Here is an 18,699-nt window from a genome sequence, read left to right as displayed (position 1 = left end):
ATGCTCGGCAACACGGTCGACGGCGTGTTCACGACGGTGCAGGACGTCGCGCAGACGGTGCTGTTCCTGTCGGCGTTTCCGAGCGCCGCGCTCACGGGCCAGTCGGTCGTCGTCAGCCACGGCTGGTTCATGCAGTAACGGTAACGGCGTTCGGTACGGGCGGCCGCGCCGCTCGTGCTGCAGCGAGCATTCGCCAGCAAGTGAAGCGGCGTAAAAAAACGCGCTCCTTGGAGCGCGTTTTTTGTTTCGGCAGGGCGGGCCGCTGCCCGCCGACGCCGGCTTACTTCAGGACCGCCGCGACCGCATTGGCGACCGCATCGAGGTTGCGCGTGTTCAGCGCCGCAACGCAGATCCGGCCGGTGCCGACCGCGTAGATGCCGAACTCTTCGCGCAGGCGATCGACTTGCGCCGAGGTCAGGCCCGAATACGAGAACATCCCGCGCTGCGCGTTGATGAAGCTGAAGTCGCGATCGACGCCGCTCGCCTTCAGGCGCTCGACGAGGCCGTTGCGCATCGCGCGGATGCGATCGCGCATTTCGCCGAGCTCCTGCACCCACGAAGCGTGCAGTTCCGGCGACGCGAGCACGGCCGCGACGACGGCGCCGCCATGGGTCGGCGGGTTCGAGTAGTTCGTGCGGATCACGCGCTTCAGTTGCGACAGCACGCGCGTCGCTTCTTCCTTGCTCGACGTGATGATCGACAGCGCGCCGACGCGCTCGCCGTACAGCGAGAACGACTTCGAGAACGACGACGACACGAACGCATTCAGGTCGGCAGCGGCAAACAGACGCACCGCGGCAGCATCGGCCTCGATGTTCTCGCCGAAGCCCTGGTAGGCCATGTCGAGGAACGGCACGAGGTTGCGCGCCTTGACGACCTCGACGACCTGCTGCCATTGCGCTTCGGTCAGGTCGACGCCGGTCGGGTTGTGGCAGCATGCGTGCAGCACGACGATCGTGCCCGCCGCATAGCCGTTCAGCGCCGACAGCATGCCTTCGAAGTTCACGCCGTTGGTGGCGGCGTCGTAGTACGGGTACGCGACGACTTCGAAGCCGGCCGCTTCGAACAGTGCCCGGTGGTTTTCCCAGCTCGGATCGCTGATCGCGACCTTCGCGTTCGGGTTCACGGTGCGCAGGAAATCGGCGCCGATCTTCAGTGCGCCCGTGCCGCCCAGTGCTTGCGCCGTGACCACGCGGCCCGCGGCGATCAGCGGCGAATCGTTGCCGAGCAGCAGCTTCTGCACCGCTGCGTCGTACGCGGCGATCCCGTCGATCGGCAGGTAGCCGCGCGGCAGGCCGGCGTCGACGCGCGCCTTTTCCGCTTCGCGAACGGCGCGCAGCAGCGGAATCTTGCCTTCTTCGTTCGTGTACACACCGACGCCGAGGTTGACCTTGGTCGGGCGCGTATCGGCGTTGAAGGCTTCGTTCAGGCCCAGGATCGGGTCGCGGGGAGCAAGCTGGACAGCGGAGAAGAGCGACATGATGATTCGGCAGTAGTGAAAAGAGGGTCAGGCTTTCAGCCGGCGGGGCGGGCGCAGCAGACCGCGCGCCAACGGGCACGGCGCCGGAAAGCGCAGCAGCCTGACATTGTAGCGAATTCACGCTGCCGAAGGCGGCGATCGCACGGCGAATTGCGATTTCGGGCGGTTGCCGCGCGTCAGGAGCCGTCAGCGGTTCGCAATGCCGCGAAGCGCTAGAATAGTTTTTTTGCCCTCGCTCCGGCCGCACTCCATGTCCGAACATCACGCCGAAGTCGGCGACGCGCTCGACGAATCGAAATTCGTGACCTTCGAAGGGTCGCCGTTCCAGTTGTACCAACCGTATCCGCCCGCAGGCGACCAGCCGACCGCGATCGAAACGCTCGTCGAAGGTGTCGGCGACGGCCTCGCATTCCAGACGCTGCTCGGCGTGACCGGTTCGGGCAAGACCTTCACGATGGCCAACACGATCGCGCGGCTCGGCCGCCCGGCAATCGTGTTCGCGCCGAACAAGACGCTCGCGGCGCAGCTCTACTCGGAATTCCGCGAGTTCTTCCCGCGCAACGCGGTCGAGTACTTCGTGTCGTACTACGACTATTACCAGCCGGAAGCGTACGTGCCGCAGCGCGACCTGTTCATCGAAAAGGATTCGTCGATCAACGAGCACATCGAGCAGATGCGGCTGTCGGCGACGAAGAGCCTGATGGAGCGCCGCGACGTGGTGATCGTCGCGACGGTGTCGGCGATCTACGGTATCGGCAACCCGTCCGAATATCACCAGATGATCCTGACGCTGCGCACCGGCGACAAGCTCGGCCAGCGCGACGTGATCGCGCGGCTGATCGCGATGCAGTACTCGCGCAACGAGCAGGACTTCCAGCGCGGCACGTTCCGCGTGCGCGGCGACACGATCGACATCTTCCCGGCCGAGCACGCGGAGTTGGCCGTGCGCGTCGAGCTGTTCGACGACGAAGTCGAGACGCTGCAGCTGTTCGACCCGCTGACCGGGCGCGTGCGCCAGAAAATCCCGCGCTTCACCGTGTATCCGTCGTCGCACTACGTGACGCCGCGCGACACCGTGATGCGGGCGGTCGAGACGATCAAGGACGAATTGCGCGAGCGCCTCGAGTTCTTCCACCGCGACGGCAAGCTCGTCGAGGCGCAGCGCCTCGAGCAGCGCACGCGCTTCGACCTCGAGATGCTGCAGGAGCTCGGCTTCTGCAAGGGCATCGAGAACTACTCGCGGCACTTCTCGGGCGCCGCGCCCGGCGAGCCGCCGCCGACGCTCGTCGACTACCTGCCGCCCGACGCGCTGATGCTGCTCGACGAATCGCACGTGCTGATCGGCCAGTTGAACGGCATGTACAACGGCGACCGCGCGCGCAAGGAAAACCTCGTCAACTATGGCTTCCGGCTGCCGTCGGCGCTGGACAACCGGCCGCTCAAGTTCCCGGAGTTCGAACGCAAGATGCGCCAGGTGGTGTTCGTGTCGGCGACGCCGGCCGACTACGAGCAGCGCGTGACGGGGCAGGTCGCCGAGCAGGTGGTGCGGCCGACCGGGCTCGTCGATCCGGAAATCGAAGTGCGCCCGGCAAGCTCGCAGGTCGACGACGTGCTGACCGAGATCAACGCGCGCGTGAACGCCGGCGAGCGCGTGCTGATCACCGTGCTGACGAAGCGGATGGCCGAGCAGCTCACCGAGTTCCTGGCCGACCACGGCGTCAAGGTCCGCTACCTGCACAGCGACATCGACACGGTGGAGCGGGTCGAGATCATCCGCGACCTGCGGCTCGGCACGTTCGACGTGCTGGTCGGGATCAACCTGCTGCGCGAAGGCCTCGACATTCCGGAGGTGTCGCTCGTCGCGATTCTCGACGCGGACAAGGAAGGCTTCCTGCGCGCCGAGCGCTCGCTGATCCAGACGATCGGCCGCGCGGCGCGCAACGTGAACGGCAAGGCGATCCTCTATGCCGACAACATGACCGAATCGATGAAGCGCGCGATCGGCGAGACCGAGCGGCGTCGCGCGAAGCAGATCGCGCACAACGAGAAGATGGGGATCACGCCGCGCGGCGTCGTGAAGCGCATCAAGGACATCATCGACGGCGTGTACAACGCCGACGACGCGCGCGCCGAGCTGAAGGAAGCACAGCAGCGCGCGAAGTTCGAGGACATGTCGGAAAAGCAGATCGCGAAAGAGATCAAGCGTCTCGAGAAGCAGATGGCCGACTACGCGAAGAACCTCGAATTCGAAAAAGCCGCCGCCACGCGCGACCAGCTTGCGCTGCTGCGTGAGCGCGTGTTCGGCGCGAACGTGGGCGACCACGTCAACGGCGTCCGGTAAATCTTTCCAAACGTCACTGAAATCTTCCGGTAACACCGTTGTAAGCCTTGTCGGATCAGGGGTTTACACGGTGTCTCGTTTGTTCCGAAGCCGGTTCGGTGCTAAACTCCGCAAGTATTGAGAATAGTTCGCATTAACGTTATTCGTTGCGTTAGTGTTTCCAGCACGCGGTTCTGATGGACGGCGCGCAAGTCACCAGACAAATAACAAGGAGTGTCCATGTTGGGTTCTTCGTTCATCCGCACGTCGGTTGCGGTAGCGGCGGCGCTTGCCGCGATGTCGGCTTCGGCGGCCGAATATCCGATCGGCAAGCAGCAGATCCAGGGCGGCATGGAAATCGGCGCGGTGTACCTGCAGCCGATCACGATGGATCCGGAAGGGATGATGCGCAAGGCGTCGGATTCCGATATCCACCTTGAGGCGGACATCCACGCGGTCAAGAACAACCCGACGGGTTTCGCGGAAGGCGACTGGATGCCTTACCTGCAGGTCACGTACAAGTTGACGAAGCAGGGCGACACGAAGTGGAAGGCCGAAGGCGACCTGATGGGCATGGTCGCGAGCGACGGCCCGCACTATGGCGACAACGTGAAGCTGGCCGGCCCGGGCAAGTATCACCTGACGATGACCGTCAAGCCGCCGATGCAGTCGGGCCACATGGCGTTCGGCCGTCACGTCGACAAGGAAACGGGCGTGGGCGCATGGTTCAAGCCCATCACCCTCGAATACGACTTCCCGTTCGCCGGCATCGGCAAGAAGGGCGGGTACTGATTGGTGGCATCACGGACGGCGCGCTTCGGCGCGCCGTCGGCGCAGAGAACCCAGAATGAAATTTCCCCAGAAAATCGTCGCCGCAGCCGCCGCGCTGTGGCTCGCCGGCGCGGCGCATGCCGCCGATCTGCCGACGTTCAAGCTCGAAATGACGGACGGCAAGCTGAACCCCGCCCGCATCGAAGTGCCGGCCGGCCAGCGCTTCAAGATCGAGATCAGGAATACCGGCAAGGGCGCCGCCGAATTCGAGAGCGTGCAGTTGCGCAAGGAGAAGGTGCTCGCGCCGGGCGCCGATTCATTCGTGGTCGTCGCCCCGCTGTCGCCGGGCGAATACAAGTTTTTCGACGATTTCCACCAGCAGGCGCAGGGCGTGATCGTCGCGAAGTAATGCGTTTTATCTGCGTGCGGGCGTACGCGTGTCTTGCCCCGCGCGTCAGGAGGATTCAATGGGTCAGATCTTGTTCATCGTCTGGCGGGAGAGCGTCGAAGCGCTGCTCGTCGTCGGCATCCTCTATGCATGGCTGAAGAACGGCGACGACGACGCGCGCCGCGGCCTGCCGTTTCTGTGGACGGGTGTGGCGGTCGGCCTGCTGATGGCGGTCGGTCTAGGCGCCGCGCTCGTCGGCTTCACCGAAGTGCTGTCCGGCGACGCGCAGGACTATTTCCAGACGGCGATGGTGCTGATCGCGTGCGTGCTGATCGTGCAGATGGTGTTGTGGATGCGCCGGCACGGCCGCACGCTGAAACGTGACATGGAGCAGTCGCTGCAGCAGAGCACGCGCGATTCGAACTGGTGGGGCGTCGCCGTGCTGGTCGCGCTCGCGATCGCTCGCGAAGGCAGCGAGACGGTGATCTTCCTGTACGGCCTCGGTTTCGGTCAGTCGGGGCACGTGGACGCCAGCCAGATGCTCGCGGTCGTGATCGGCCTGGGCCTTGCGTTCCTCACGTTCTATCTGTTGCAGCTCGGCGGCAAGTACTTCTCGTGGCGGCATTTCTTCCGTGTCACCGAAGTGATGCTGCTGTTCCTCGGTGCAGGCCTGTTCCAGACCGGTGTCGACAAGCTGATCGACAAGGAAATCCTGCCGCTCGGCATTTCGCAGGTGTGGGATACGTCGTCGATTCTCGACGACTCCGGCACATTCGGTTCGCTTGTCGCGACGCTGACGGGCTACCGCGCGCACCCGGCGCTGACCAACCTGATCGCCTATGCGGTGTACTGGGCGGTGGTCTGGCTGCTGATGAAGCGCGCGAGCCGTCGTCCGGTCGTCCCTGCAGGTCGCGCGGCATGAGTGTTGTTGCCGCAGCCAAGCCGGGCTGGCTCGCGCAGGCCGGTCAGTGGATGCAGCGCCACGGCGCGGTGATCCGCGGCATCCAGTGGGTCGTCGTCGCCGTCTATGCGTTCCTGATCATCGTGCCCGCGGTATTGCCGCTGCCGGACGATTCCGCGCATCTGTGGAGCAATCTCACGCTGATCGCGCAGTTCGTGTTCTGGGGCATCTGGTGGCCGTTCGTGCTGCTGTCGATGGTGATGCTCGGCCGCGTCTGGTGCGGCGTGCTGTGCCCGGAAGGCGCGCTGACCGAATATGCGAGCAAGTTCGGCCGCGGCGACGCGATTCCGCGCTGGATGCGGTGGGGCGGTTGGCCGTTCGTCGCATTCGGGCTCACGACGATCTACGGGCAGATGGTGAGCGTGTATCAGTACCCGCTCGCGGTGCTGTTCGTGCTCGGCGGCTCGACCGTCGGCGCGATCGTGATCGGCGTGCTGTACGGCCGCGAGAAGCGCGTGTGGTGCAAGTACCTGTGCCCGGTCAACGGTGTGTTCGGGCTGCTCGCGCGGCTCGCGCCGATGCGCTACAAGGTCGATGAGGATGCCTGGCGTCGCTCGTACAAGAACGGCGAGCACGGGCATCGCGTGATTCCGATCAATTGCGCGCCGCTCGTGCCGTTGCGCAACATGAAGGGCGCCGCCGCATGCCATATGTGCGGCCGTTGCAGCGGGCACCGCGACGCAATCGCGCTGTCGTGGCGCTCGCCGTCCGACGAGGTCGTGAGCCTCGGCGCGCAGCAGGCGAATCCGTGGGACACGGCGCTGATCCTGTACGGCCTGCTCGGCGTCGCGATCGGTGCGTTCCACTGGACCGTCAGCCCGTGGTTCGTGCAGATCAAGCAATGGCTCGCGGGCTGGCTCATCGATCGCGACATCACGTGGCCGCTCGAGACGAATGCACCGTGGTTCCTGCTCACGCACTATCCCGATCGCAACGACGTGTTCTCGTGGCTCGACGGCGGGCTGATCGTCAGCTACATCGTCGGCACGGGGCTCGTGTATGGCACCGCGCTGCTCGTGCTGCTGGCCGGTGCGACGCTGATGCTCGGCCGTTTCGACCGCGTGCGTCTCCATCATCTCGCACAGGCGCTGATCCCGATCGCGGGAGCCGGCGTATTCCTCGGCCTGTCGGCGACGACGCTGTCGCTGCTGCGGGCCGAGCACGTGCCGCTCGGCTGGGCGACCGACGTTCGCATCGCGATTCTGGTCGGTGCGAACGCATGGAGCGCCTGGCTCGCATGGAAGGTGACGGGGCGCTATGCGGCGTGGCCGCGTCGCCTGGCGGCATTCGCGTGGTTCGCGGCAGGCCTGGCCGTGGTCGACAGCGCATGGTGGTTGATGTTCTGGGGTTTCTGACGCGGTCTTGACGGCCTTGTGGCCGGGCTCCGGAGCAGCAGGCGAGCGTATTTCGCCGTCGGGCTCCGGAACCCGCCGAAGCTGAAGGTGAAGTGCCGACAGCCGCGATGTCTTTCTCTTTGCATCCAGACGCACCAACAAAAAAGCGACACGTCGAAGGACGTGTCGCTTTTTTTCTTCCTTGTGCGAGAACCAAAAAAAGTGGCTTGGCTTGCTGCAACGGCTGCTTGAGTGTGTTTGCACGAAGGGGTCTAGATCTCGCGTGCAAGCCGTTACGCTGGCTACTGCCCAACACCTCTCAGGGAGGTGGTCCCCACAATACTCTGTCGTTACTTCGTCAGGATCAGTTTGCCGAGCCGCGTGGCACGCAACTGATAGGTCTCTCCGTTATGCGCGATGCTGATGTGGCTGTGGCCTTGCAGCAGCGCATCGCTGCTGAGGGTCCGGGTGCCGGCATCGCGGCTGCCGGCAGGTTTTGCCGGCGTCGTGACCGCTGCCGTCTTCTGACGGTTGGCGCTTGCGGTGCCGGTCGTGCGGCGCAAGGTCAGCGTGGTCGGGCGCGTGGTGTCGGTCATTCGGTTGATCGGTGACTGTCGATACGATGGAATGAATTCTAAATGATAACTATTCCCATTTACAAAAACTCTTTATCGATCGGTATGACAAATTCGATAGCTTGAATCAAAGGGGCGGCCCGCAGGCCGCCGCCGACGTCAGTGGAGCGGGTCGGGGTCCTTGCGTCCCTGTGCGTATTCGCGGATCAGGCGCACCGTGTCGATGTCCGACGTGCGATACGCTTCCTTGACGATGCCGTGCGTCTGGCGTGCTTCCTCGCTGTCGTCCGTCACGGTCAGCGTCGTGTGGTACTCGAAGCGCAGGAACAACTCGTGGTCGTCGCGTTCCTCGATCGTCATCGTCAGCGAGCCGCCGATTTCGCCGCCGGCCGCATGGATGTCGTAGCGCACTTGCTGGTTCGGGGTGAACGTCACGCGATCGCGCACGGTTGCATGCCCGTAGTGCAGCTCGCGTTCGAGCGTGGTGTCCGTCCGTTCATGGACGACACAGCTGTCGAGGCCGATCACGAACAGCTGTGGCTGTTCGGCGCGCAGCACGAGGCCTTCCCAGAGCTGGTCGCGGGTGAGGGACGGCACGGCCGGATCGTCGGAGTTGATCTGGATCAGATGTTCGAAGTTCAAGGGGACGGGTTCCTTCTGGTGGCGGGCGGCCACATGGTTCAAGAAGTTATTGTGACGCAAAACGCGCGGTTTCGCGGCCCCTGCGGCCCCGTTCGGACGTCATGCGTCGATGCAGCCCATGCGGCCGGTCTGGTAGTCGACGACGGCCTGCCGGATCTCTTCCTCGGTATTCATCACGAACGGGCCATAGCGGACGATCGGCTCGTTGAGCGGTACGCCACCGATCAGCAGCAGCTCGAGCGGCGTATCGCCGGCCTCGAACGTCACCGCGTCGCCATCGTCACCGTAGACGATCATCTGCCGTGCGTCGACTTGCTGCCTGTCGGGCCCGTAGCGGCCGGCTCCGTCGAGCGGATAGGCGAACACGCGATAACCTGCCGGCACCGGCTGGGTGACCGTTGCGCCCGGTTGCAGCGTGAAATGCTGGTAGAGGATCGGCGTGCGTGTCTCGATTGCCGCGCGCACCCCGAACGCTTCGCCGGCGATCACGCGGACCTGCGCCCGCCCGTCGGGTGACGTCGCGGTCGGGATGCGGGCGGCCGGGATCTCCTGGTAGCGCGGTGCGATCAGCTTGTCGCGCCGCGGCAGGTTGACCCACAGTTGAAAGCCGTGCGAGCGTCCGCCAGCCTGTGCGAACGCGGGATCCGGCATTTCGCTGTGCACGACGCCCGCGCCGGCCGTCATCCACTGCACGTCGCCGGGGCCGAGCGTGCCGGCATGGCCGGCCGAGTCGCGATGGCGAAAGCGCCCGTCGAGCACATAGGTGACGGTCTCGAAGCCGCGGTGCGGATGGTCGGGCGCACCCTTGGCTTCGCCAGGGGCATAGTCGACGGGGCCCATTTCGTCGAGCAGCAGGAACGGATCGAAATCCATCAACAGCCGGGTCGGGAACGGGCGGTGAACCACGAAGCCGCCGCCTTCGGTCGTGCGAAGCGCGGGGTACGTGCGGTCAAGCGAGCGAGCGGTCGTCATGCAGAAGCCCTCGGTATCATCAGAATAGCGTCATTTTTGAAACATAGCGCTATTATATTGGGCGTTTTACGGTCCGATTTGCGGCGGTTCGCAATGGATTGTTCTGAAATTGGAACGATGACATGAACATCGATGCACACAACCTGAACGACCTCATGTACTTTTCGCAGGTCGTCGAACACGGCGGTTTCTCGGCTGCGGAACGCGTGCTCGGTATCTCGAAATCGCGCCTGTCGCGGCGCCTGACCGAACTCGAGGCGGCGCTCGGCGTGCGCCTGCTGCAGCGCTCGACGCGCAAGCTCGCGCTGACCGAGGCGGGGGAGCTGTTCTACCAGCATTGCCAGGCGATGCTCGCCGAAGCCCAGGCCGCGATGAACGCCGTGCAGCAGTTGCGCGCATCGCCGCGCGGCTCGGTGCGCGTGAGCGTCCCGGTGACGTTGTCGCAGACGATGCTGTCGCGCATCCTCCCCGAATTCCTCCACCGCTATCCCGAGGTGAAGGTGCACATCCGTGTGACGAATCGCGTGATCGACCTGTTCGAGGATTCGGTCGACGTTGCGTTGCGCGTGCGCTCGGAGCCGCCGCAGAACGCGAACATCGTCGTGCGGCCGCTGTGGCGGACCGAGCAGATGCTGGTCGGCGCGCCGAGCCTGCTGAACCAGAATGCGCCGCCGCTCGTGCCGGACGATCTGGCGCACTTCGAGACGCTCGATACGCCGAGCGTCGACGGACGGCACGTGTTCAACCTGATCGCGCCGGACGGCACGCGGCACTTGCACGAGCACGATCCGCGGCTCGTGACGGCCGATCTGATGACGATCCGCGAGGCCGTGCTCGACGGCCTTGGCATCGCGGCGCTGCCCGAGATGATGTACGGCAATGCGTTGCGTGCGGGGCAGTTGTCGCCGGTGATGCCCGGCTGGACGCTGCCGGTGCCGCAACTCTATGCGGTGTTCGTGTCGCGGCAGGGCATGCCGCCCGCGGTGCGCGCGTTCGTCGACTATCTGGTCGAGAAGCTCGACCACGGCGAATACAAGCAGCCGGGGTGCCCTGAGCGCGCGAAGCAGGACGCGACGGCGGCCGATGCTTCGGCCACCTGAATGCAAGATGCGCGTCGTGGCAAATTTGTTTTGTCATTGAAGCGCCGCCGGCAATCGCAAGTTTCAATCGCCGGGACCTTGAATGCATACGCGGGCAGGCCTATATTGAAATCCCATTTCGCGAAGGAAGTTCTGAGCGGAATCAGGTGGCCGCATATGTTGCGAGCCAGATAGGGCAGAACGCGCAGTCCGTGCAGACCACGGTAGCCGCATTTGCGTTGCTCGAGGCGCAACCGATACCGCCGAAGAGCCCGCCGCCCGAAGGCGCCCGCGTGCGCATGAAAAAAGGCCTTCATCTGGCGATGAAGGCCTTTTACTTTGTGCGCGGCCGGCTAGGTGCGACCGGCTAGGTGCGGCCGGCGAGACAAACGCGCGTGCGTTACTTCGCCTTCGCAGTCGGCTCCGTCACGAAGCCGAGCTTTGTCAGGCCGCCGGCCTGCGCATCGGACATCACTTCGGCCACACGCTCATACGCAACCTTGCGGTCGGCACGCAGGTGCAACTCCGGTTGCGGCTGATGCTGTGCCGCTTCCGCGATGTGCGCCTGCAACTGCTCGCGCGTGACCGTCTGGTCGTTCCACAGGATCGTGCCGTTGCCCTGGATCGCGACGTCGACCGTCTGCGGCTTTTCGTCGACGGGCTGGCTGCTCGCGTGCGGCAGGTCGATCTTCACCGCGTGCTGCATCGCCGGGATCGTCACGAGGAAAATGATCAGGAGTACGAGCATGACGTCGACGAGCGGCGTCATGTTGATCTCGCTCATCACGCCATCGTCGTCGTCATCGCTGAAGCCGGTGTTCATTGCCATGGTTCACCCCGTCTCAGCTGGCGCGCGAAGCGAGGCGCAGGCCGTCGCGGGCCGACGACGACGCGAGGCGCGCACCCGTCACGAAGTATGCGTGCAGGCCGTGCGCGAAGCGGCGCAGCTTGCTGACGACACCCTTGTTCGCACGGGTCAGTGCGTTGTAGCCGAGCACGGCGGGAATCGCGACGAACAGGCCGAAGGCCGTCATGATCAGCGACTCGCCGACCGGGCCCGCGACCTGGTCGATCGACGTCTGGCCGGTTGCGCCGATCGCGAGCAGAGCGTGGTAGATGCCCCAGACCGTGCCGAACAGGCCGACGAACGGCGCCGTGCTGCCGATCGACGCGAGGATCGCGAGACCGGCCTGCATGCGCGAGATGCCTTCGTCCATCGTGTCCTTCAGGCAGCGCGTGACCCAGTCCGACACGTCCATGCGGTCGTGCAGGTGCGGTTGCGTCTGATGGTGGTGATCGGCGGCTTCCTTGCCGGACAGCGCGAGCGCGAGGAACGGGTTGTCACTGGGCGTCGATGCGGCGAGACCGAGCTTCTTGATGCCGTCGTCGAAATCGTCCGAATGCCAGAACGCCTGCTCGGCATTCTTCGTGAGACGGTTCAGGCGAACCACGTTCCAGCCCTTGACGATGATCACGATCCACGACAGGACCGACATCACGAGCAGCGTGATCGCGATGGCGCGCGTGACGAAATCACCTTGCGCCCAGACGTGCGCGATACCGTAGCTTTGCATTTTTGTTTCCTTTGAATCTCTCGAATGAGGCGGGTTAATCGTCGAGCGTGAAGTTGAAGGGCAGCGTATGTGCGGCGCGGATCGCTTGCCCGTTCTCGAGGTATGGCGGGCAGGTGCTGGCGCGTGTCGCATCCAGCGCTGCCTCGTCGAGGCGCGGGTAGCCGCTGCTCTTTTGCAACTCGACACTTTCGATCTTGCCCGTCAAGCCGATGACGAAGTGAACATAGGCCGTGCCCGTTTCGCCGCGGCGACGCGACATCGACGGATAGGTGGGCTTCACGAAGCTGCACTTGAGCGCCGATACGTTCTTCGGCGCGCTGACTTGCATCGTCTCACGGGCCGGACCGGGCGTGGCCGCCGGCGCGGCGGGGGCGGCGGCAGGTGCGGTGGGTGCGGTGGGCGCGGGTGTCGGATCGGCTGCCGGGACGGGCGTCGGAGACGGCGATTGTGCGACCGGCTGAGGCGTCGGCTTGACTGCTTTCTGTACCGGTTTCGGTTCGACCTTCGGCTTGACGCGCGGCGTGGGCTTCGGTGGTGCGGGTTGCGCAACCGATTCGACCGCGACCGGCTGAGCGGCCGGCGCGGGCGGGATCAACTGCGCGGTGATCGACTGGACTTCGACCGCCTTCGGCGGCGGCGCGTTGCGATGGAGCCACGCGGCCGTCAGCATGATCGCATGTGCGGCAAGCACACCGACCGCGACGGTGATGACCCGGGGATTCATACGTGGGGCAGCCGGCAGGACACCGGCAGGAGCGGATTGCGAAGCCTGCATGTTAGCTTGGAAGAACGACGTCGCACCCGGGGCGCGGCGGGTGAATCGGTATTACTTGCGGAAGATCAGCAGCGAGATGCACACGGTGGTCACAAATCCGATCAGCAATTCCATGACAGGCTCCTTGGCAGGTAAGCCGCTGGCTCGCGCGGAAGGTGGCTTGCTGACGGTCGGACATCAAATGCGGCCGCAGCCGCACGGGTACGCTCGGCGCCGCTCAGGCGGCCTTGCGGTCGTAGAACGTCACCGGAATCGGATGAGCGTGATGCTCGATGCCGCACCGGCTCGCGCAGACGCCTTGCTCGGCCATGAGGTCGCGGACGGACTCCTCGCACTTGCCGCAGCAGGTGGCCACGCCGAGCTCGAACTGGAGTTCATCGAAAGAACTCACGCCCTCGGCGAGGGACGCGCGAATCTTGCGGTCGGAAACAGACTTGCACACGCAGACGATCATGATGAGTTGCGATAGCTAACGTTAATGCGAATTATTATCATTAAATTTGCGGACGTTGACAAGCCTGGTTCGGCTTTTTTTAAGGTCATCGGACCCTTGAACCGGGAGGCGGAGCGGGAGAGGGCGGACCGGCGGCGTGCCGGCCCGCGTCAGACGGTCGCGCAGGTGCGCGCGTTCGGCGAGGAAATGGTGACGGATTCGACCGGTGCGTCGATGCCGAGCAGCGACGATGCGAGGGCGCGCAGTTGCAGGCCGTCGCTCGTCGAGCAGAAGCGTGGCGGCGCGGCATGCGTGCCGGCCGGCGCGCGCAGGCCGCGTTCGTCGAGCACCCGCGTGAGTTGCCGGGCGATGGCATCGCTCGTATCGACGATCGTCAGGCGGTCGCCGACAAGGTCACGGATCGTTTCCGTGAAGAACGGGTAGTGCGTGCAGCCGAGCACCAGCGTATCGGCGCCGTCGTCGAGCATCGGCTGCAGGTAACGCGCGAGCAACGCGCGCAACGCGGGTGAGTTCGTGTCGCCGCGTTCGATCGCTTCGACGAGCCCGTGGCCGGGCTGGCAGATGAAGCGCCGGCCCGCGCCGTAGCGGTCGAGCAGTGCCTGGAAGCGCGGGCTGTTCAGCGTCGATTGCGTGGCGAGCACGCCCGCGACGCCGGTCGCGGACAGCGCGGCGGCCGGCTTGATGCCCGGCTCGACGCCGACGAGCGGTATCGACAGGCGCTCGCGGATGGCCGCGATCGCGCGCGCCGTTGCGGTGTTGCACGCGATCACGAGCGCTTTCGCGCCTTCGCGGGCGAGCCACTCGCCGATGGCCAGCGTGCGCTCCGTAATGAATGCCTCGTCGCGTGGACCATACGGTGCATGGTGCGAATCGGCGACATAGACGAACGACTCGCCGGGCAGGTGCGCGCGCGCGGCACGCAGCACCGACAGGCCGCCGAGCCCCGAATCGAAGATGCCGACGGGGGCGGCGGGGCGGACCGCGGAAGCGGCTGGCGGGTTCGTCGTCGTCATGCGGAAGGCGAGGTGGCGATCGTGGCGGGCGTGGCGATTACTCGGGCGAACCCATCATCGTCTGCTGGTAGTTCTGCAGGCCGACCTTGCCGATCAGGTCGATCTGCGTTTCCAGCCAGTCGATGTGCTCTTCGGTGTCGTCGAGGATCTTTTCGAAGATCTCGCGCGACACGTAGTCACGTACCGATTCGCAGTAAGCGATCGCTTCCTTGCACGTGGACTGCGAGATCTGCTCGAGCTTCAGGTCGCACTTCAGGATCTCTTCGGTTTCCTCGCCGATCAGCAGCTTGTGCAGGTCCTGCAGGTTCGGCAGGCCGTCGAGCATGAACACGCGCTCGATCAGCCAGTCGGCATGCTTCATTTCGCCGATCGATTCGTCGTATTCGTGCTTGCCGAGCTTTTCGAGGCCCCAGTGCTTGTACATGCGCGCATGCAGGAAGTATTGGTTGATCGCCGTGAGTTCGTTCTTCAGTTGGGCGTTCAGGTATTCGATGACTTTCTTGTCGCCTTGCATGGCTGTTCCTTGTTCAGTGGGGCTTCAGAAACCGAACGATAATCGCTCGAACGGGAAAAGCCAAGCCTCGAAGCCTTGTCGGGCCTGCCTTTTGCGTGTAATGAGAATCGGCCCCGGATTGCGGGCCGCGCGCGATAACGAGAATGAGAAGTAAAAAGGCCGGACATCCGTCCGGCCTTTCGTGAGCGCGCTTAAGCGGTTGCGACCGGGATCTTGCCGATCTTCGCCTGCCACTCCTTCGGACCAGTCTGATGCACCGACGTGCCCGACGAATCGACCGCCACCGTCACCGGCATGTCCTGCACGTCGAACTCGTAGATCGCTTCCATGCCGAGGTCTTCGAATGCGAGCACCTTCGCGCCGCGGATCGCCTTCGACACGAGGTAAGCCGCACCGCCGACCGCCATCAGATACGCCGCCTTGTGCTTCTTGATCGCGTCGATCGCGACCGGGCCTCGCTCGGCCTTGCCGACCATCGAGATCAGACCCGTCTGCGCGAGCATCGTCTCGGTGAACTTGTCCATCCGCGTGGCCGTCGTCGGGCCTGCCGGGCCGACCACTTCGTCACGCACCGGATCGACCGGGCCGACGTAGTAGATCACGCGGTTCGTGAAGTCGACCGGCAGCTTCTCGCCCTTCGCGAGCATGTCGGCGATGCGCTTGTGCGCGGCGTCGCGGCCCGTGAGCATCTTGCCCGACAGCAGCAGCGTCTGGCCCGGCGTCCAGCTCGCGACTTCTTCCGGCGTCAGCGTGTTCAGGTCGACGCGCTTGCTCGTTTCCGTGTTCGGTTCCCACTGGACCTTCGGCCACGCGTCGAGCGACGGCGCCTCGAGCTTCGCGGGGCCCGAGCCGTCGAGCACGAAGTGCGCGTGGCGCGTGGCCGCGCAGTTCGGGATCAGTGCGACCGGCTTCGACGCCGCGTGCGTCGGTGCGGCCATGATCTTCACGTCGAGCACGGTCGCGAGGCCGCCGAGGCCCTGCGCGCCGATGCCGAGCGCGTTGACCTTCTCGTGCAGCTCGACGCGCAGTTCCTCGACCCAGTCCTTCGGGCCGCGCGCGATGATTTCCTGGATGTCGATCGGCTCCATCAGCGATTCCTTCGCCATCAGCATCGCCTTTTCGGCGGTGCCGCCGATGCCGATCCCGAGCATGCCCGGCGGGCACCAGCCCGCGCCCATCGTCGGGACCGTCTTCAGCACCCAGTCGACGATCGAGTCGGACGGGTTCAGCATCACGAACTTCGACTTGTTCTCCGAGCCGCCGCCCTTCGCCGCGACCTGCACGTCGACCTTGTCGCCCGGCACGATCTCGTAGTGGATCACGGCCGGCGTGTTGTCCTTCGTGTTCTTGCGGGCGCCTTCCGGCGGATTGACGATCGATGCGCGCAGCACGTTGTCCGGGTGCGTGTAACCGCGGCGCACGCCTTCGTTGATCATGTCGGTGAGACCCATCGTCGCGCCGTCCCAGCGCACGTCCATGCCGACCTTCACGAAGATCGTGACGATGCCGGTGTCCTGGCAGATCGGGCGCTTGCCTTCCGCGCACATGCGGCTGTTCGTGAGGATCTGCGCGATCGCGTCCTTCGCGGCCGGGCTCTCTTCCAGCTCGTACGCGCGGCCGAGGGCCTGGATGTAGTCGAGCGGGTGGTAGTAGCTGATGTACTGCAGCGAATCCGCGATGCTCTGGATCAGGTCTTCCTGTTTGATGACGGTCATGGCTGAGACTCTGTGAGGACTGAGGGGAATACGTTTATGCGTTGGCGGCGACTTCGACCGATTTGCGGGACACGACCGGGGTGGGCGCATGCGTCTCGTGGAAATGGGCCGGGTGCGTGTGGGTCGTCAGGCGGTCGACCCACGCCATCACGAGCGCCGACACGAGGAACGACACGTGGATGATCACCTGCCACATGATCGCGTGCGTCGTGTGCTGGTCGGGGTTGATGAAGGTCTTCAGCAGGTGGATCGACGAAATGCTGATCAGCGCCGTCGACAGCTTGACCTTCAGCACGCCCGCGTTCACGTGGTCGAGCCACTCGGGCTCATCGGGATGGCCCTCGATGCCGAGGCGCGACACGAACGTCTCGTAGCCGCCGACGATCACCATGATCAGCAGGTTCGAGATCATCACGACGTCGATCAGGCCGAGCACTGCGAGCATCACGCTGATCTCGTCCAGGCTCGTCGCGTGCGACAGCAGGTGCCAGACTTCCTTCAGGAACAGGAACACATAGATGGCCTGCGCGACGATCAGGCCCAGATAAAGCGGAACCTGGAGCCAGCGGCTCATGAAGATCAGCGCGGGCAGCGGGCGCAGGGGACGACGGTTGGAGCCGGGCGAATGCGGGGCAGACATGGTGGAGGGTCGGGCGCTGGGCGCAGGTATCGGGGGTAATCTTGAAAAGGCGCGCTATTGTAACGCGTCGGCCGGCGCGACTGCAGCGACGCGCCGGGGCTGCCGGGGACGGATCAGGACGCGGCCGCCGGCACGCGCTTCACGCGCAGGCTCGCGAGCACGATGCCGCTGACGACGCATGCGAGCGCGATGCCGTGCGCGAGCGTCGGGCGTTCGCCGAGGAACGCGATGCCGTACGCGGCGGCCGCCACCGGCAGCACCGCGCTGAACACGCCGGCGAGGCTGCCCGGCACGTGCCGGATACCTTTCATCCACAGCCAGAACGAGAAGATGCTGGCCGACAGCCCGTACCAGACGACGAGCGCCCACGTACCGGCCGGCACGCTCGCGTAATCGAAATGCCACAACGCCGTCGCGCCGAGCGGCAGCATCAGGCACAGGCCGAACAGGTGCGTGTATGCGCAGATGTCGATCGGCGCGAGTGTCTGCGTGAGCCGGCGCGACAGGATCACGTAGATCGATTCGCAGCACACGGCGCCGAGGATCAGCAGGTTGCCGGTCAGCGAGCCGGCCGAGGTGCCGCCGGCACCGTGCGCGGACGCGCTGCCTGCGCTGCCGTTGGCGAGGTTGATCGTCACGACGCCGGCGATCGCGAGTGCGATCGACACGAGCGCACGGCCGTTCGGTTTTTCACGCAGGATCAGCCACGCGAACAGCGCGACGATCGCCGGGATGGTGCTCGTGATCACGCCGGCCGCGACTGCGCTCGTGCGCTGCACGCCATTGAGCATCAGCAGCGTAAACATGAAGGTACCGAAGAACGCCTGCAGGAATAGGTTCAGCCATTCCGCGCGCTGGACGGCACGCATCTTCACCGGGCTGAACAGCGGCCACAGCACGGCGATCGCGATTACGAAGCGCAACGTGGCGAGGATGGCGACCGGGACGAAGACGACGATGGATTTGCCGATACCGACGTTGCTGCCGACAAACAGCATCGACAGGATGAGGAAGAGGGCGTAGCGATTCAAGCTGGAATCCGGGAGGCGAGTTCAGTTAGGATTGTAGGGTCGCGGTTGTAACAGCGTAAAGCAGACCGCAAGGCGCCGCCGCGCGGCGTGCGAAACGGCGATGTCGCGTAAGTGACGGGTAAGTTCGAGCGCTTATCGTGGATATCGCCGGGCCGTACATCCACCGTCTTGTGACGTGGTGCGGCGCAGCATCGCGCGCAGCCTTCGGGCCGCGCGCGGGTGAGTGGGAGACAGCGGCGCGCAAGCGCCGGCCAAGACGCGGCGCGCACGATCGCGCCGCCATGCAGAGGATTCATGTTCACCAAGGGGTAGTCGATGTCTGCGATTGAATCGGTTCTTCACGAAACCCGTCAGTTTGCGCCGCCCGAGGCGCTCGAGAAGGCGGCGACCATTTCCGGCATGCCGGTCTACCGCGCGCTGGCCGCCGAAGCCGAGCAGGATTACGAAGGCTTCTGGGCGCG

Annotated in this window: 19 protein-coding genes and 2 pseudogenes; 8 read left to right on the top strand and 13 right to left on the bottom strand. The window is 64.9% G+C overall.

Going from position 1 to position 18,699, the window contains the following annotated elements; all coding sequences use genetic code 11:
* Window positions 1–138, top strand: a pseudogene (locus WS49_RS35395) (3-hydroxybutyrate dehydrogenase); the annotation flags it as partial.
* Window positions 139–280: 142 nt separating this feature from the next.
* Here WS49_RS35395 and WS49_RS28630 read toward each other — a convergent pair.
* The gene (locus WS49_RS28630; protein ID WP_059535557.1) at window positions 281–1,480 is read right to left on the bottom strand and encodes an amino acid aminotransferase; all 1,200 of its coding nucleotides are present in this window, start codon (window positions 1,478–1,480) and stop codon (window positions 281–283) included.
* Between the two features lie 250 nt (window positions 1,481–1,730).
* On the opposite strand from WS49_RS28630, the gene uvrB reads away from it, so the two are divergent.
* From uvrB to WS49_RS28605, 5 genes are all read left to right on the top strand, one after another.
* On the top strand, window positions 1,731–3,821 hold the full coding sequence (gene uvrB, locus WS49_RS28625) for an excinuclease ABC subunit UvrB (protein WP_059535554.1): 2,091 nt from the start codon (window positions 1,731–1,733) through the stop codon (window positions 3,819–3,821).
* Between the two features lie 219 nt (window positions 3,822–4,040).
* Window positions 4,041–4,592 carry an iron transporter gene (locus WS49_RS28620; RefSeq protein WP_057929472.1) on the top strand — a complete coding sequence of 184 codons (552 nt, stop codon included), beginning with the start codon at window positions 4,041–4,043 and terminating at the stop codon, window positions 4,590–4,592.
* A gap of 55 nt (window positions 4,593–4,647) precedes the next feature.
* Window positions 4,648–4,980 carry a cupredoxin domain-containing protein gene (locus WS49_RS28615; RefSeq protein WP_006760846.1) on the top strand — a complete coding sequence of 111 codons (333 nt, stop codon included), beginning with the start codon at window positions 4,648–4,650 and terminating at the stop codon, window positions 4,978–4,980.
* Window positions 4,981–5,038: 58 nt separating this feature from the next.
* Window positions 5,039–5,881 (top strand): FTR1 family iron permease, encoded by an 843-nt coding sequence (locus tag WS49_RS28610; protein ID WP_059535552.1) that lies wholly within the window; start codon window positions 5,039–5,041, stop codon window positions 5,879–5,881.
* A complete protein-coding gene (locus WS49_RS28605; RefSeq protein WP_059535550.1) occupies window positions 5,878–7,275 on the top strand; it encodes a 4Fe-4S binding protein in 1,398 nt (465 codons plus the stop codon). The genes WS49_RS28610 and WS49_RS28605 overlap by 4 nt, the downstream gene beginning before the upstream one ends.
* Window positions 7,276–7,604: 329 nt before the next feature.
* On the opposite strand, the gene hemP is transcribed toward WS49_RS28605, so the two are convergent.
* The 3 genes from hemP to WS49_RS28590 form a co-directional block, all read right to left on the bottom strand.
* A complete protein-coding gene (gene hemP / locus WS49_RS28600) occupies window positions 7,605–7,850 on the bottom strand; it encodes a hemin uptake protein HemP (RefSeq protein WP_039322336.1) in 246 nt (81 codons plus the stop codon).
* A gap of 138 nt (window positions 7,851–7,988) precedes the next feature.
* Window positions 7,989–8,471 carry an SRPBCC family protein gene (locus WS49_RS28595; protein ID WP_059535558.1) on the bottom strand — a complete coding sequence of 161 codons (483 nt, stop codon included), beginning with the start codon at window positions 8,469–8,471 and terminating at the stop codon, window positions 7,989–7,991.
* 99 nt (window positions 8,472–8,570) lie between these two features.
* Window positions 8,571–9,443, bottom strand: coding sequence for a pirin family protein (locus tag WS49_RS28590; protein WP_059535547.1), 873 nt, complete (start codon window positions 9,441–9,443; stop codon window positions 8,571–8,573).
* A 122-nt stretch (window positions 9,444–9,565) separates the two neighbouring features.
* Between WS49_RS28590 and WS49_RS28585 the strand changes: the two genes are divergently transcribed.
* Window positions 9,566–10,543: a LysR family transcriptional regulator gene (locus tag WS49_RS28585; RefSeq protein ID WP_059535546.1), complete on the top strand. Its 978-nt coding sequence runs from the start codon at window positions 9,566–9,568 to the stop codon at window positions 10,541–10,543.
* A 379-nt stretch (window positions 10,544–10,922) separates the two neighbouring features.
* Here the strand turns inward: WS49_RS28585 and WS49_RS28575 are convergent, their stop codons facing one another.
* The 9 genes from WS49_RS28575 to WS49_RS28535 form a co-directional block, all read right to left on the bottom strand.
* Complete coding sequence (locus tag WS49_RS28575) at window positions 10,923–11,351, bottom strand: ExbD/TolR family protein (protein WP_006754473.1); 429 nt, start codon at window positions 11,349–11,351, stop codon at window positions 10,923–10,925.
* 13 nt (window positions 11,352–11,364) lie between these two features.
* Window positions 11,365–12,096 (bottom strand): MotA/TolQ/ExbB proton channel family protein, encoded by a 732-nt coding sequence (locus WS49_RS28570; RefSeq protein ID WP_059449473.1) that lies wholly within the window; start codon window positions 12,094–12,096, stop codon window positions 11,365–11,367.
* A gap of 34 nt (window positions 12,097–12,130) precedes the next feature.
* The gene (locus WS49_RS28565) at window positions 12,131–12,871 is read right to left on the bottom strand and encodes an energy transducer TonB (RefSeq protein ID WP_059535542.1); all 741 of its coding nucleotides are present in this window, start codon (window positions 12,869–12,871) and stop codon (window positions 12,131–12,133) included.
* Between the two features lie 217 nt (window positions 12,872–13,088).
* The gene (locus WS49_RS28560) at window positions 13,089–13,325 is read right to left on the bottom strand and encodes a (2Fe-2S)-binding protein (RefSeq protein WP_059535540.1); all 237 of its coding nucleotides are present in this window, start codon (window positions 13,323–13,325) and stop codon (window positions 13,089–13,091) included.
* A 149-nt stretch (window positions 13,326–13,474) separates the two neighbouring features.
* Complete coding sequence (gene murI, locus WS49_RS28555) at window positions 13,475–14,338, bottom strand: glutamate racemase (protein WP_059535538.1); 864 nt, start codon at window positions 14,336–14,338, stop codon at window positions 13,475–13,477.
* Between the two features lie 37 nt (window positions 14,339–14,375).
* Window positions 14,376–14,852 (bottom strand): bacterioferritin, encoded by a 477-nt coding sequence (gene bfr, locus WS49_RS28550; protein WP_059535536.1) that lies wholly within the window; start codon window positions 14,850–14,852, stop codon window positions 14,376–14,378.
* A gap of 191 nt (window positions 14,853–15,043) precedes the next feature.
* Window positions 15,044–16,567 (bottom strand): fumarate hydratase, encoded by a 1,524-nt coding sequence (locus WS49_RS28545; protein WP_006478316.1) that lies wholly within the window; start codon window positions 16,565–16,567, stop codon window positions 15,044–15,046.
* A gap of 34 nt (window positions 16,568–16,601) precedes the next feature.
* Window positions 16,602–17,207, bottom strand: coding sequence for a TIGR00645 family protein (locus WS49_RS28540; RefSeq protein ID WP_059535533.1), 606 nt, complete (start codon window positions 17,205–17,207; stop codon window positions 16,602–16,604).
* A gap of 113 nt (window positions 17,208–17,320) precedes the next feature.
* Window positions 17,321–18,238, bottom strand: a complete 918-nt coding sequence (locus tag WS49_RS28535; protein ID WP_059535531.1) for a DMT family transporter — start codon at window positions 18,236–18,238, stop codon at window positions 17,321–17,323.
* 315 nt (window positions 18,239–18,553) lie between these two features.
* Between WS49_RS28535 and WS49_RS35390 the strand changes: the two are divergent.
* A pseudogene (locus WS49_RS35390) lies at window positions 18,554–18,699 on the top strand (AMP-binding protein); the annotation flags it as partial.

The organism is Burkholderia sp. RF7-non_BP4 (assembly GCF_001521935.1).
Taxonomy (GTDB): domain Bacteria; phylum Pseudomonadota; class Gammaproteobacteria; order Burkholderiales; family Burkholderiaceae; genus Burkholderia; species Burkholderia diffusa.
Note: the sequence above shows the minus strand (reverse complement) of the source record. Positions and strands in the feature narration are given on the sequence as shown.

Bases quoted from the DNA above. Each gene is read 5' to 3' on its own strand.
- WS49_RS28630 (WP_059535557.1), bottom strand. From the start codon at position 1,480: ATGTCGCTCTTCTCCGCTGTCCAGCTTGCTCCCCGCGACCCGATCCTG.
- uvrB (WP_059535554.1), top strand. From the start codon at position 1,731: ATGTCCGAACATCACGCCGAAGTCGGCGACGCGCTCGACGAATCGAAA.
- WS49_RS28620 (WP_057929472.1), top strand. From the start codon at position 4,041: ATGTTGGGTTCTTCGTTCATCCGCACGTCGGTTGCGGTAGCGGCGGCG.
- WS49_RS28615 (WP_006760846.1), top strand. From the start codon at position 4,648: ATGAAATTTCCCCAGAAAATCGTCGCCGCAGCCGCCGCGCTGTGGCTC.
- WS49_RS28610 (WP_059535552.1), top strand. From the start codon at position 5,039: ATGGGTCAGATCTTGTTCATCGTCTGGCGGGAGAGCGTCGAAGCGCTG.
- WS49_RS28605 (WP_059535550.1), top strand. From the start codon at position 5,878: ATGAGTGTTGTTGCCGCAGCCAAGCCGGGCTGGCTCGCGCAGGCCGGT.
- hemP (WP_039322336.1), bottom strand. From the start codon at position 7,850: ATGACCGACACCACGCGCCCGACCACGCTGACCTTGCGCCGCACGACC.
- WS49_RS28590 (WP_059535547.1), bottom strand. From the start codon at position 9,443: ATGACGACCGCTCGCTCGCTTGACCGCACGTACCCCGCGCTTCGCACG.
- WS49_RS28585 (WP_059535546.1), top strand. From the start codon at position 9,566: ATGAACATCGATGCACACAACCTGAACGACCTCATGTACTTTTCGCAG.
- WS49_RS28575 (WP_006754473.1), bottom strand. From the start codon at position 11,351: ATGGCAATGAACACCGGCTTCAGCGATGACGACGACGATGGCGTGATG.
- WS49_RS28570 (WP_059449473.1), bottom strand. From the start codon at position 12,096: ATGCAAAGCTACGGTATCGCGCACGTCTGGGCGCAAGGTGATTTCGTC.
- WS49_RS28565 (WP_059535542.1), bottom strand. From the start codon at position 12,871: ATGCAGGCTTCGCAATCCGCTCCTGCCGGTGTCCTGCCGGCTGCCCCA.
- WS49_RS28560 (WP_059535540.1), bottom strand. From the start codon at position 13,325: ATGATCGTCTGCGTGTGCAAGTCTGTTTCCGACCGCAAGATTCGCGCG.
- murI (WP_059535538.1), bottom strand. From the start codon at position 14,338: ATGACGACGACGAACCCGCCAGCCGCTTCCGCGGTCCGCCCCGCCGCC.
- bfr (WP_059535536.1), bottom strand. From the start codon at position 14,852: ATGCAAGGCGACAAGAAAGTCATCGAATACCTGAACGCCCAACTGAAG.
- WS49_RS28545 (WP_006478316.1), bottom strand. From the start codon at position 16,567: ATGACCGTCATCAAACAGGAAGACCTGATCCAGAGCATCGCGGATTCG.
- WS49_RS28540 (WP_059535533.1), bottom strand. From the start codon at position 17,207: ATGTCTGCCCCGCATTCGCCCGGCTCCAACCGTCGTCCCCTGCGCCCG.